Raw genomic sequence first — 12,426 nt, 5'->3', positions numbered from 1 at the left:
GATTTCGGGTGAGTAACAAAATTTGGTAGTTAAAATTTTGGCATTAATTTTACTACTGTTATTTCATTACTAACCCCCTAAATTCTACACACAATGGCAACAGCAAAAAAAGCTGCTCCGAAAAAAGCAGCAGCTAAGAAAGCCGCACCGAAAAAAGCAGCAGCACCCAAGAAGGCCGCCGCCGCTAAAAAAGCAGCTCCGAAAAAAGCCGCCGCTAAGAAAGCTGCCCCTGCAAAGAAGGCCGCTGCTAAGAAGGCTGCTCCTGCTAAAAAAGCCGCTGCCCCCAAGAAGGCCGCTGCTAAGAAAGCTGCCCCCAAGAAGGCCGCTTCTAAGAAGTAATCCTTTAGCAACTCTATTTTTAAAACCCCGATTCGTCGGGGTTTTTTTATTGGTTAACTGGTCTATTGGTTAATTGGTAACGCAGGACCTACCATCTTCAATTCCGGTAGTCCAGCTTGACTCCAGACTTGCGGAGATCAAGCCTTTTTACCAATAGACAAATAGGCCAATAGACTTTACCTTGCAGGCATGGACAACTACGCCATTGCCGAACAGTTTTCACTCCTCACCCGCCTCATGGATATCCATGGCGAGAATTCCTTTAAGAGTAAAAGCTATGCATCCGCCGCCTTCGCCCTCGAGAAGATGGAGGTGGAGGTGAGCACCCTCGCCCCGGCCGCCATCGCGGGTATCCGCGGCATCGGCAGCAGCACCGGCGCCAAGGTGCAGGAGTTGCTCCAGACCGGCCGCCTCGCAGCACTCGACGAGCTCATCGCCCGCACGCCCGCCGGTGTGCTGGAGATGATGAACATCAAAGGTCTCGGCCCCAAAAAGATCTATACCCTCTGGAAAGAAGAAGGCATTGATACGATCGCGGAACTGCAGCATGCCTGCCAGGAACACCGCATCGCGGCCATAAAAGGTTTTGGCGAAAAGACCGAGCAGAAGATCCTCGAGGCGATCCATTTTCACCAGAAAAATGCCGGCGTATTTTTGTATGCCCAGGTGGAACCCTTTGCGCTGGCCTTCGCCGAAAAGCTCCGGCTGGCACTTCCCGCCGCCCGTATTGAAATCACCGGCGACTTCCGCCGCCAGTGCGAAGTGGTGGACCGTCTCGAATGGGTAAGCACCGCCAGTGCGGCCGATGCCCTGGCCTTCTTTAAAAAGGAAGACCTGCCGGTTCTGTCGGAATCAGCACACCTGCTTGAAAGCGAAACCGCCGACGGCCTGCCGCTGCGCCTCCACCTGTGCAAGGAAGCTGATTTTGCAACAGTGCTCTTTCGCAGCACCGGCAGCGCAGAATTTCTCGGCAACTGGCAGCGGGCAGGTTATGGCGACACGGGCCCGGACGAGGAAAGCATTTTCCGGACTGCCGGGGTCAGCTTTATCCCGCCCTTCCTCCGCGAAGCAGGATCCGTGCTTGACAAAGCGAAGCAACAAACCTCCTTTACCGTTCTCCAGGAAAGCGACATCAAGGGAATCATCCACGCGCACAGCAACTGGAGCGACGGCGCGCATACGCTGGAAGAAATGGCTCAGGAGCTGATCCGCCGCGGCTATGAATACCTCGTGATCTCCGACCACTCCAAGGCCGCCTTTTATGCAAACGGGCTCGACGAAGCCCGCATCCGCGAGCAGCATGCGCTGATCGATGAGCTCAATGCCCGCCTCGCTCCTTTCAAAATCTATAAAAGCATCGAGTGCGATATCCTGGCCGATGGCTCGATGGATTACTCCGACAATATTCTCGCCTCCTTCGACCTCGTCATCGCATCCATCCACAGCAACCTTGACATGCCCGAAGAGAAGGCGATGATGCGCCTGATGGGCGCCATCCACAACCCGCATGTCCGGATCATGGGCCACCTCACCGGGCGCCTGCTGGCCCGCCGCAAAGGGTATCCCGTAGACCACAAGGCCATCATCGATGCCTGCGCCGAAAACGACGTGGTGATCGAGATCAATGCCAGCCCGCATCGCCTTGATATGGACTGGCGCTACGTTGACTATGCCCTGGAAAAAGGGCTGTTACTGTCCGTTAACCCCGACGCCCACTCCTTCGATGACCTCGGCTCGCTGAAGTATGGTGTGAAGGTGGCCCAGAAAGGCGGGCTGACGAAAGAGCGGAACCTGAGCTCCTTTTCACGGGATGAATTTGAAGCTTTTCTGGCGAAGAAAAAGTAGTGAGTCACCTCATCCTCCTGGTTTCTTCTCGCAGAGTTTGCAGAGCGTTTCGCAGCGGGCACGGAGGCTTTTTCTACGATTACAGTTTGGGGAGGCAGTTTTACTGGCCGGGTAATGTCCTACAATTCACGACAGTGAGATGTGGGAGCTTTGCCTGCCAGCGGCAGGCCTCCAATCATTGAGACATAAAGGTGGAATCAACATCGGTAGTTAATGTATTACCAAAGTGCACACCGGGTGCCCCTGGGCGCCCGGCCCCGCTTAGCGCCTTCCGCAACATACAACTAAAAGAGTCTCACTACTTCCGGAAGCAGCGGAGTGAATGCACGCGAGGACAAATCCCTAAAATATTCTTAGCGTAAAAACTCATCGCCGTCAGACAAATCCGACATCAAACATCAGCCATTCCCCCCGCTTCTCCATCTGCCAGCGGCAGCTCCACAAAGAATGTTGTCCCGGCTCCTCTTTCGGTTTCAAACCAGATGCGTCCGCCGGCCTGCTCGGCAATACTCTTGCACATGGCCAATCCAAGGCCCGTTCCGGAAGTTTTTGTGGTGAAGTTGGGAGTGAACAGGCGGTCGCGCATTTCTTCGGGGATGCCCTCACCGTTGTCTTTCACCGAAATGCGGACCATTTTCTCGAGTTGCACCTCGCCTACTTCGATCCTGCAGTCGGGCCGCGCGGCGCAGGCTTCAACGGCATTGGTGAGCAGGTTCGTGAAGAGGCGTACCATATGGGTGCGGTCGGCATACACCAGCAAGGGCTCGGGCAGGCGCCGCCATTCGAAATGCACTTTCGGGTTGGTCACATATAAACCTTCGAGGCTTTGCAGCACGGTATGGATGTCGAAGAGCTCGGGCCGGCCATTGCCGATATTGGCAAAGCGCGCGAAGTCGCTGGAAATCTTCGCCAGGTGATCGATCTGCTCGATGAGCGTCTTTGCCACACTGGTGGTCAGCTGTTGCACATTGGGTTGGTTGGTGCTTACTGCCCGCTGCAGGTACTGGATGCTCAGCTTCATCGGCGTCAGCGGGTTCTTGATCTCGTGGGCCACCTGCCGCGCCATCTCCCGCCAGGCGCCTTCGCGCTCGCTGCGGGCAAGGGCCGTGGCGCTCTCTTCCAGCTGCCGTACCATGCGGTTATATTGCTCCACCAGCACGCCGATCTCGTCGTTGCGCGGCCATTCAATCTCTTCATTCTGCTGCCCGAGGCTGATGGCGCGCATCTTTTCGCCAATGAGCAGGAAGGACTCCGTGATGCGGTTAGTGATGAACAGCGCAATGATACCTGCGATCAGGAAGATGAACGCGTTGAGGTTGATGATGGTGACGAGGAAATTGGAGATCTCCTGATTCAGGTCGATCTGCGACAGGAAGTAGGGTACGTTGAGGTACGCATACACCTCTCCTCTCTTGTTGGTGATGGCCGCATAGATGCTCATGTAGCGCAGCGAGCTGAGCGATTCTTCCTGTACATACTGCACCTCGCGCATTCGCGACAGGTGGTGCCAGGCCACCGGGTGCATGCGGGTGTTGAGAAGGCCGCGCTTATACACTTCCGGCTCTGAAGACAGCTGCAGCCCGCCGGAAGGATCATACAGGTTTACGTCTACGTTGTGGATCTCGGCCACCTCGTTTACCAACACCTGCAGGCTGCCCACTGAATCTTCATCGCCCAGCGAGGCGCCGATCGGCTTATCGGCCAGCACCCGCTGCTGCATCTCTTTCACCACGATGCCGGCGGTGCGGCTGAGGCGCTCCGTGTTGTTGCGCTGGTAGCGGTTGACAAAGAAAGAAATCGTAGCGGCGCCGATCACCACGAATGAAAAGATGCTGATGAAGATGATGGTGCTGTGCACCTGCGTGCGGATGTTGAACTGCCATAGCGAGCGCCGCCGCCAGGTTTCGCCGGCACGGAGCAGGAAGAGCGCAAAGCGCATCAATCCCACCAGGAAAAGAAAAGCGCAGAACAGGTAAGAGAACAGGGTGATGCTCTCCAGCAGCGTATCGCGTTTCTTGGCGATCACCACTACTTTGCTACCCGTGGCGCGGTACCAGAGCTCGTCGTAGGCGCCGTTTTGCCGTCGCTCATACTCGGTCTTCGGGATCTCGCCGCTTGCCAGGCTGATGCGGAACGAGTACTTATTACTCGAGCGCACCAGCAGGCGGTTCTTGTAGATGGCATAGGCATAGGGCGAATTCTCACTGTCGGTTTCACCGGTGCTTCGGAACAGCTCGGGGTAAAGGGCCTCCGAATTGTACCGCCGCGGCGTACTCACGATAAAGAAAGTGCCGAGCACGCCGCTGCTGTCGCTTACGCGCCGCCGGGTGATATAAGTGAACTCGTTGTAAGAGGTTTCGTAATAAGAAAGATCGGGCACCGAGGTGGCCTTACTCTGAACGGAGTAGAGATTATTCAGTTCGGTAAACGTTGCAGGTTCGGTATTGTTGACGGGGTCGTTGTTGGCGTCGAAGAGAAAGATGCGGGTGTTGTAGCGATTAAGTGCCCCCATGATGTTTTCACTGATGATGCTGTCGCGGAGCAGGCGGCTTTGCTGTGGATCGCGGAAGCGCGGAAAATTGGCGGCGAGGTATTCATTGTCGAGGTACACCAGCGCCATGCTCAGGGTATGCTCGCCGGAGGGATCGGTGAGCGCATCGAACTTCGCTGCGATAGCTTTCCGCTTTTCAAAATCCTTTTTCCGGTTTTCACCGAGGATGACGATTGCGAGCGAAACCGAGAACACAAAGATCCAGAAGAGCGCGCCGGCGACGCTGATGCGGAAGCGGTTGATAAAAAAATGGCTCCGGCTGACCACCGCCGTATAACAAAGCAGCCATAGCAGCACCGGGAGGTGAAACAGCACCACCTCGTTGCCGGTGCGCAGGGTAAGAAATACAAGTCCCATCAGGGCAAGGGCGAAATACAGGTAAACCGTATGCCCCGCGAAAGCCGGGAAGATGACTCGGTACAGCACGCGGGTGAAATAGTAATAGGTGAGCGTCAGCAGGGCCAGCACCAGGAAGCCTGCCACTGAATACACGTCGAGGCTGAAGAAATCGATGACGTTGAACGAAATGATGGAGTCGGCCACGAGGGAGCGCACCACGTTGGCAAACTGGAAGGTGCCCCACATCAGCAGGAAGAGCGCGGCTACCGCGCCCCCTAGCAGGCGGCGACGCCCCGAAAGGAAGGCCGGCAGGCGCCCTTCGGGGCCCATCTGGTGCCAGGTGAACACCGTGAGCCAGCACCCGAAAAGCGCGGTGATGAACAGGTCGCCAAGCGAGCGCAGGAAAGGATTGTAATAGTTGCCGTAGATCTTCGGATCGAAGAGGGTGAACTGGCGCAGGGAGAAAAGACCCGGCAGCAGGAGGAGCAGTACCCGGATGGCGAGCAGCGTCACCAGCAGGAAGGCGATGCCACGAAGGGCGCCCCGGTCGCGGGTAACCCGCTCGGCCACGAAGTGGAGATAGGCCAGCACCATGATAAAGGCCAGCAGGCGCAGGATCGAGGAGACCGCGTCGGGCCCGTTGCCGGGCAGGTCGTTGCGCGGCGCGATGTGAAACAACTTCTGGGTGCTTTTGTCGCGTATCGCATACGGCGAGGGGCCGGCCGACACGCGGATGCGCTTATAGGCTTCCTCGTCGTGCGCGAAAGTCGTTTTCAGGTAGGACGAATGACTATAGTCGTAACGATAGAGGATCGGCAATACGGCGATCACGGTAATGGGGCCGCGGGCCGCGGGCACGGTGGCGGTGCGCCGCATAGCAATAAAATAACCGTTGGCCAGGTTGACGAACTGGTTGCCGTTCCGACCCGAAATCACCGCCGGGGGTGGCAGCATCCGCTGGCTGTTCCAATAGCGGATGTTACTGCCTTCGTAAATGAACAAGCCAAAGGGCTCGGACAGCATCCGTTCGAATTCGGGGTTTGTCTCCTGCTGCAACAGCAGGCGCTGCAGGAGGCCCTTGTCGTCGAGAACCTGAACAAAGCGGTCCTCGGCGCCGTGGATATAGCGTTCCAGGCGGCGCTGCTCGCGCTCCATGGACGGCTGCTCGTGGAAATAAAGAGCGGTGATAAAGGAAAGAAAGAGCAACGCCGCCGCGGCCAGCAGCAGGGTACGTTGGCGAAAAGGTTCCTGTTCGTGGGTACCGGTCAAGTTCGTTCCTGTTTGATCTCGTTCCAGAGGGCGTCCATCTCGGCGAGGGTCATATCGTTCAGCGAACGGCCTTTCCTGGCGGCACGTTCTTCCATCTGTGTAAAACGTGATGTGAATTTATTATTGGTGACGGCAAGTGCGTTCTCCGCGTCCACGTTCAAAAACCGTGCAAAGTTCACGAGTGAGAACAACAGGTCGCCGAACTCCTCTTCCACCTTTTTGGGATCGCCCCCGGCGGCTGCTTCCCGCAATTCTGCGAGCTCCTCGTCCACTTTTTCCCAGACCTGCTCCTTGTGATCCCATTCAAACCCTACCTGCTTTGCCTTTTCCTGCAGGCGCATGGCCTTTACCAGGGCGGGCAGTGTTTTGGGCACGCCGGCCAGCACCGACTTCTTGCCTTCTTTGAGCTTGATCTGCTCCCAGTTCTTTTTCACGTCATCGGCGTCATTCACTTTCACATCACCGTAGATATGCGGGTGGCGGGTGATCAGCTTTTCAGAGATGCCGTTGATCACTTCTTCAAGCGTAAAACGTTCCTGCTCCCGGCCGATGCGGGCATAAAATACGAGGTGCAGCATCAGGTCGCCCAGCTCCTCGCGGATGCCCTTCCAGTCTTCATCCGTGATGGCGTCGGCGAGCTCGTAGGTTTCTTCGAGCGTCATCTGCCGGAGACTCTGGATGGTCTGCTTCCGGTCCCAGGGGCACTGTTCCCGGAGTTCGTCCATAATGGTAACGAGGCGACCAAAGGCAATCTGTTCAGGGGTCATATCAATGTATTTGGCTGGCGGAGATCATGATGAACACAAGAAACAGAACAACCACCATGAAAAACGCCATCAGGTTAAGGAGTACAAACTTAAGGATGGTTTTGCCGCGGCTTTGCTCGTAAAATACACGCATCCCCTTGTAGAGATAATACATTGCATAAAGCATGAGCGCGAAGTTGATCCAGCCAAACAGCCCCCAGCCGGTATAATCCCCGGCCTCTGCGGAAAGCATCACCAGCAACAGCAGGATAAAGCTGAAAATATAATGGTAGAGCGTGAAGATCAGGTGATCGCTGTAGAAGTAATTCTTGCGCCGCCGGAAGTACAGCATCTTCAGCAATAACGCGAAAAACGGCAGCGAAACGAAGAGCAGGTACGGCAGGCGGTGCAACACATCGTTGAAGATGAGCGACTGCAGCGTTTCATCGCCCCGCTTGACCCGCTCCTGGATCGCCTCCACCCTGCTGCGCGTGTAGCGCTGCAGCCAGCCCTTGCCCTTTAACCAGTCGCTATGCCCGAACTCGAATGAGTCCGGACGCGATAAAAACCCGTAGCGCTCGCCGCGGAAGGTTACCAGAGAGTCGGGGCTGCTTCGCTTCAGGGGACGGAAATAGACCAGCCGGGTGGTATCGAGCGATTCGCGCAGCACGTAGCGCGAAAAGCTGTCGGCGCCGGACTTTACCGATGCCGCAAGCGCAAACCGGTTTGCCGGCGAAAGCGGTCCCGCGGTGAGGCTGTCGTCGCGAAACTCAATTTTCTTGATCCCGAAAAAGATCAGGAAGAAAACCGCTGACGTGAACAGGTACATCCGGATTGGATCGAGGTAGCTTTGCCGCTTGCCGGAAACATAGGCCAAAGGAACCCGGCCGGGCCGGAAGAACAGGTATTTGAGGGTTTCGAAGAACTTGCCGTCGAAGTGGAAGATATCGTATACGAAGTGGGTGATCAGCGCCCAGGCGCTTTGCTTGTTGACGATGTTTTCCTGCCCGCAATTCTGGCAGTAGCGGCCCGCGACATCGGTCCCGCAGTTGAGGCAATTCGTTTCGGTGCGTAAAGGCTGGTGCGACACGTAAATGATTTCTTAAAAAATAAAGAGACCCGGCGCTTGCAACATTTTGTTACCGGACCCTTCGCAAAGCAAGGTGTATTTTTGGGAATGAACAAAACCCCGATGAAATTCCTGTTCACCGTTTTGAGCCTTCCGTTTGCCCTCGCCGCGTCGGCGCAATACTATTACAAAGACATCGTGGGCACCCGTGAATCGAACGAGCAGCTGCAGCGTTACCGCGCGGCGGGTGTGCGCAGCGTGACCCTCGCCAGCTATGATGCCGACGGAAGCCGCAGCACGGCGCTTGACGTGCAGCAGCGCTTTTCGGGCGACGCACTGACCACCACGACCGTGCTCGACTCCAACAGCTCCGTGCTCCAGTCCTTCCTTGACGGCCAGGGCCGCGTGACCCGGACAATCGACAGCAGCGACGCAAGCGTGAGTACCACCATCTATCAATACGATGCACAGGGACAACTCGGGCGCGTGGAGAATACTACCCGCGACCTGGCGGGCAGGTTCGTACAAACCGAGGTCCATGCCTGGGAATGGAACGGCGGCAAGCCCGCACGCATGTGGCGCATCAAAAACGGCCGCGACAGCGTGGCCGTAACATTCATTGCCGACGAGCGCGGAAATATCGGCGAAGAACGCACCCAGCGGCGCGGCCAGGAACCCGATGTGGTTTATTATTATTACGACGCCAGGGGACGCCTCAGCGATATCGTTCGGTTCAACCAGAAAGCAAAACGCCTGCTGCCCGAGTACATGTTTGAATACAACGATGCCGGGCAGGTGGTACAACGCATCACCGTGCCGGCCAACAATTCCAACTACACCATCTGGCGCTACCAGTATGATGAACACGGTCTCAAGATCAAGGAAGCGCTTTTTGACCGCTACAAGCAGCAGTCCGGGAAAGTCGAATACCAGTATACATTTTAAGATCTCGGATCTCCGATGTCCGATCTATTATTAAATCGGACATCAGAGATCGGAGATCCTTACATTTTCCATGGAGTATCGTTACCTCGGCGACCGCAACACCGACCCGGCACTGAAAGGCGCTGCCTGCAGCGCCGTGCGCCGCGCCGACGGCAAATGCATCCGCGGGAAGAACGGGTCGATGCTGGTGCGGCTGGAGGATGGAAGGAAAATGGTGGTGATCGGTCGTTTGTTGCGTAGACAAGCGTCCCCGCGCTGAATCTCACTTCTTCAGTTTGGAAACCTGGATGGCAATGAAATCGGGCAGATAGCTCGGAGTGCAGTTCTTACCGACAACCTCGTCGCGGAATAAGCCGGTCCGCTCGCCGAGCGCGATACAACGGGAACGGTATTCGGGCTGAAAAACGCCGATCTGACCCGCGGTGAAGTTCATTGCCCATTGAACCTCCGGTTTTTCCTTTTCGATCCGATCCTCGATAGCGCCAAGCAGGTGCTCCGTATTCGGAGGAGGCGCCTGCCCCACCCACCGGAGGCGCCCCTGGTAATACCAAAAGGTGCGTCGCTGGAGCGCAGACGGGCTGTTTTCCCAGGATTGCATCAGGGCAATCGTTCGTTAATCTTTTGAAAGCTGATTGGCTAGCAGCCAATCGATCAGTTGCAACCTTTCTTTCGTTGGGTGCTGCTGCATGTCCTGGTCAAGACGGTCAGCTACTTCCTGCGTGATCAGTTTCAGGTACATGATCAGGATCGCCAGTTGCCGCAACAGGTAGCTCTTGGCGGCCCACAACTCCATTGCGAGTTGATGGTCCTTCCCGGTATCGCTGGCGATTTTCCGCAAATCACCCAGCCGCGTGGTGCCCGGGGTAATCTGCGCACAGAGCATTTCTGCTTTCGTTGACAATTTCATGCGGATTAATTAGCGGTGGCCCCGGCATAAAAAAGCCTCATAAGCATTTGACTTATGAGGCTGCTGCTTCTTTGTGTGCCCCGGGCCGGAATCGAACCGGCACTCCCCTTGCGGAGAACAGGATTTTAAGTCCGGCGTGTCTACCAGTTTCACCACCGGGGCCCAACGGCAAAGATGCCGTAAATGAAAAATCCCGACGTTTCCGTCGGGATCTTCGAGCGGAAGACCGGGCTCGAACCGGCCACCCCGACCTTGGCAAGGTCGTGCTCTACCAAATGAGCTACTTCCGCTTGATTTTCAGTTTGTTATCACTGATTTGTTAAGAACTTCGGGTTGCAAATATAAGGGCCTTTTTTCTTTACCGCCAAAATATTTTTTAATTTTTTTTGGCGGTGGCCGCTTACTTATACTGCGGGGTGTACTGGGTGCTTCCCGGTACAGTGGCTTCTACCTTCGTCTTCTCATAGCGCTTGGTGTACAGCTTGTAGCAGCTACCGAAAAAGAAAGCAAGCAGGCAGAAAACCGACAGGTAGAACAGGAAGGCCGAAGACGATACCCAGCTATGGGTGAAGTCGCGGTCCTGAACTTTCTGGAGTTCTTCCTGGTATTCTTGCTGATGGTCGATCATACCTGAAAATTGTGGTGCAAAAATAAGGGGGGCGTTTAATTCCTTCCAAAAGAAAATCGTGCTTGTGGAAAAAGTTTTTTCGATCACCGCTTTTTTGAAAAACAATCGATGTGCTGTTAGCATACCTGATCAAAAACGCCCGACGATTTCCGAGAACTTCTTCTTGCCTTTTACAAAATGATCCCAGATCACATTTCCATGATACACGCCCTGCATCGTGCGCAGGCGCGGGCGGGGAAGGCTGCTCCGCTCCTTCTTTGAAAAGCACCATTTATAAAATGCAAAATGCGCCCGGTTAATCGCGACAAAATAACCGCTGTCGCCGCCGAGCAATCCCTTCAGGGCCGCTACCTGGTCGAGCAGGATACGGTACGGGATGCGCCACCAGCGTTCTGCCGGGGAAAGGTTCTTCGCCAGCATGATGTGGTTGTTGCGGAAGTTGAGAAAGGTCTTGCGCGAGTTGCCCTTGGGCAGCGTGCCGCCGCCAACGTGGTACACCACCGACTGCGGGCAGCAATACGCCGTGTAACCGGCACGCTGCAGGCGCCAGCACAGGTCGATCTCCTCCTGGTGCGCAAAGAAAAAATCATCCAGCCCGCCGAGCTCATGGTATACCGAAGCGCGTATAAAGAGCGCCGCACCGCTGGCCCAGAACACCGGCTGCACCGCATCATACTGCCCGTTGTCTTCTTCGGTTACATCGAAAACGCGCCCGCGCGAAAACGGGTACCCGAAGTGATCGAGCCAGCCGCCCGCGCCGCCGGCATATTCAAAATGATCGCGCTGGTGAAAGGCAAGCAGCTTCGGTTGCGCCGCCGCGGCTCCCGGTGTTTGCTCCAGCAGCCCGACCACCGGGGCGATCCAGCCGGGCGTTACCTCCACATCAGAATTAAGCAAAACGTAATAGTCGCTCTGCACCTGCCGCAGCGCCTCATTGTAACCACGGGCAAAGCCGTAGTTCTGCGGAAGCTGTATTATTTCCACCGCAGGAAACCCGGCCCGCACGAAAGCCACCGAGTCGTCGGTGGAGCCGTTATCGGCCACGATAACGCGCAGGTTGCCCCACTGCGACGCGAGCACCGAAGGCAGGAATTGCGCGAGATGATGTTTTCCGTTCCAGTTGAGGATAACGACGGCGACTTGCGGGAGAGCGGTCAAAGCAGCGGGTATATTTCGCCAAAAATAAGCGAACCGGAGAAAAAGGAGGAAGAGGTTCAGGAGGTTGTTCCTTGTGGTAGTGCTCAGTTAAGTGTGTCATTTATTTATTCAGCCTGTCTGCGTACTTCAAAGTTAGCTCTGTACGGACGGTTGTCCATCCGAACATGGTGCCTTGCCACCTGGTGTTAGCATTTATGGTGGCCAGGTAGATTTGCTTGACGATAGCATCTTCGGAAGAGAACGCGCCTTTTGTCTTGGTGACTTTGCGCACCATGCGGTGGTAGCTCTCAATGGGATTGGTGGTATAGATGATTTTTCTGATAGCAGGCGAGTAGTTGAAGAACGTGCGGAGCCGCTCCCAATTGGTTCGCCAGCTCTTGAAGATGACGCTGTATTTGCTACCCCACTTCTTCTCGGCTTCCTCCAGGTAATGCAGGCCCATGGCTGCATTGACGGCCTTATAGATCTGCTTCAGATCGCGCACAAAAGGCTTCAGGTCCTTCCAGTTCATATACTTCATCGAGTTGCGCATCTGGTGCACCAGGCACAACTGCACTTCGGTCTGAGGGAATAAGTCTTCGACGGCCTCCGCAAAACCCTTGAGGTTGTCGATGCAGGCAATCAGGATGT

The 12,426-nt window shown here is 55.8% G+C and carries 12 protein-coding genes and 2 tRNA genes; 4 read left to right on the top strand and 10 right to left on the bottom strand.

Going from position 1 to position 12,426, the window contains the following annotated elements; genetic code table 11:
• Positions 1 to 93: 93 nt before the first annotated feature.
• On the top strand, positions 94 to 339 hold the full coding sequence (locus EPD60_RS00065) for a hypothetical protein (protein ID WP_131445392.1): 246 nt from the start codon (positions 94 to 96) through the stop codon (positions 337 to 339).
• Positions 340 to 528: 189 nt separating this feature from the next.
• Complete coding sequence (locus EPD60_RS00060) at positions 529 to 2,184, top strand: helix-hairpin-helix domain-containing protein (protein WP_131445389.1); 1,656 nt, start codon at positions 529 to 531, stop codon at positions 2,182 to 2,184.
• Between the two features lie 391 nt (positions 2,185 to 2,575).
• On the opposite strand, the gene EPD60_RS00055 is transcribed toward EPD60_RS00060, so the two are convergent.
• The 3 genes from EPD60_RS00055 to EPD60_RS00045 are packed head-to-tail and all read right to left on the bottom strand — an operon-like array spanning position 2,576 to position 8,179.
• Entirely contained in the window at positions 2,576 to 6,343 is a 3,768-nt protein-coding gene (locus EPD60_RS00055) for a sensor histidine kinase (protein ID WP_131445386.1), read from the bottom strand.
• Positions 6,340 to 7,110 (bottom strand): nucleoside triphosphate pyrophosphohydrolase, encoded by a 771-nt coding sequence (gene mazG / locus EPD60_RS00050; protein ID WP_131445383.1) that lies wholly within the window; start codon positions 7,108 to 7,110, stop codon positions 6,340 to 6,342. Before mazG ends, EPD60_RS00055 begins: the two co-directional genes overlap by 4 nt.
• A 1-nt stretch (position 7,111) precedes the next feature.
• On the bottom strand, positions 7,112 to 8,179 hold the full coding sequence (locus EPD60_RS00045; RefSeq protein ID WP_165871346.1) for a DUF3667 domain-containing protein: 1,068 nt from the start codon (positions 8,177 to 8,179) through the stop codon (positions 7,112 to 7,114).
• Positions 8,180 to 8,281: 102 nt separating this feature from the next.
• On the opposite strand from EPD60_RS00045, the gene EPD60_RS00040 reads away from it, so the two are divergent.
• Together EPD60_RS00040 and EPD60_RS00035 are read left to right on the top strand one after the other, a co-directional pair.
• Positions 8,282 to 9,103: a hypothetical protein gene (locus tag EPD60_RS00040; RefSeq protein ID WP_131445377.1), complete on the top strand. Its 822-nt coding sequence runs from the start codon at positions 8,282 to 8,284 to the stop codon at positions 9,101 to 9,103.
• A gap of 70 nt (positions 9,104 to 9,173) precedes the next feature.
• Entirely contained in the window at positions 9,174 to 9,362 is a 189-nt protein-coding gene (locus EPD60_RS00035; RefSeq protein WP_131445375.1) for a hypothetical protein, read from the top strand.
• A 3-nt stretch (positions 9,363 to 9,365) separates the two neighbouring features.
• On the opposite strand, the gene EPD60_RS17085 is transcribed toward EPD60_RS00035, so the two are convergent.
• From EPD60_RS17085 to EPD60_RS00005, 7 genes are all read right to left on the bottom strand, one after another.
• Positions 9,366 to 9,701 carry a hypothetical protein gene (locus EPD60_RS17085; protein WP_207896504.1) on the bottom strand — a complete coding sequence of 112 codons (336 nt, stop codon included), beginning with the start codon at positions 9,699 to 9,701 and terminating at the stop codon, positions 9,366 to 9,368.
• A gap of 15 nt (positions 9,702 to 9,716) precedes the next feature.
• The gene (locus EPD60_RS17080) at positions 9,717 to 10,010 is read right to left on the bottom strand and encodes a DNA alkylation repair protein (protein WP_207896503.1); all 294 of its coding nucleotides are present in this window, start codon (positions 10,008 to 10,010) and stop codon (positions 9,717 to 9,719) included.
• Positions 10,011 to 10,086: 76 nt separating this feature from the next.
• Positions 10,087 to 10,172 (bottom strand) — tRNA-Leu (locus tag EPD60_RS00025).
• A 55-nt stretch (positions 10,173 to 10,227) separates the two neighbouring features.
• Positions 10,228 to 10,300 (bottom strand) — tRNA-Gly (locus EPD60_RS00020).
• A 110-nt stretch (positions 10,301 to 10,410) separates the two neighbouring features.
• Entirely contained in the window at positions 10,411 to 10,638 is a 228-nt protein-coding gene (locus tag EPD60_RS00015) for a hypothetical protein (RefSeq protein ID WP_131445372.1), read from the bottom strand.
• A gap of 129 nt (positions 10,639 to 10,767) precedes the next feature.
• Positions 10,768 to 11,796, bottom strand: coding sequence for a glycosyltransferase family 2 protein (locus EPD60_RS00010; protein WP_131445369.1), 1,029 nt, complete (start codon positions 11,794 to 11,796; stop codon positions 10,768 to 10,770).
• 100 nt (positions 11,797 to 11,896) lie between these two features.
• Positions 11,897 to 12,426, bottom strand: a 530-nt coding sequence (locus EPD60_RS00005) for an IS256 family transposase (RefSeq protein WP_165871345.1), incomplete at its 5' end; no start/stop codon positions are given.

The sequence above is a fragment of the Flaviaestuariibacter flavus genome (genome assembly GCF_004337505.1).
GTDB lineage: Bacteria > Bacteroidota > Bacteroidia > Chitinophagales > Chitinophagaceae > Flavisolibacter > Flavisolibacter flavus.
The sequence above is the reverse complement of the archived record's forward strand: the minus strand, read 5'-3'. Positions and strand labels throughout refer to the sequence as shown.

Excerpts from the sequence above, each read along its gene's own strand:
- EPD60_RS00065 (WP_131445392.1), top strand. The coding sequence starts at position 94 with ATGGCAACAGCAAAAAAAGCTGCTCCGAAAAAAGCAGCAGCTAAGAAA.
- EPD60_RS17080 (WP_207896503.1), bottom strand. The coding sequence starts at position 10,010 with ATGAAATTGTCAACGAAAGCAGAAATGCTCTGTGCGCAGATTACCCCG.
- EPD60_RS00040 (WP_131445377.1), top strand. The coding sequence starts at position 8,282 with ATGAAATTCCTGTTCACCGTTTTGAGCCTTCCGTTTGCCCTCGCCGCG.
- EPD60_RS00060 (WP_131445389.1), top strand. The coding sequence starts at position 529 with ATGGACAACTACGCCATTGCCGAACAGTTTTCACTCCTCACCCGCCTC.
- EPD60_RS00035 (WP_131445375.1), top strand. The coding sequence starts at position 9,174 with ATGGAGTATCGTTACCTCGGCGACCGCAACACCGACCCGGCACTGAAA.
- EPD60_RS00015 (WP_131445372.1), bottom strand. The coding sequence starts at position 10,638 with ATGATCGACCATCAGCAAGAATACCAGGAAGAACTCCAGAAAGTTCAG.
- EPD60_RS17085 (WP_207896504.1), bottom strand. The coding sequence starts at position 9,701 with ATGCAATCCTGGGAAAACAGCCCGTCTGCGCTCCAGCGACGCACCTTT.
- mazG (WP_131445383.1), bottom strand. The coding sequence starts at position 7,110 with ATGACCCCTGAACAGATTGCCTTTGGTCGCCTCGTTACCATTATGGAC.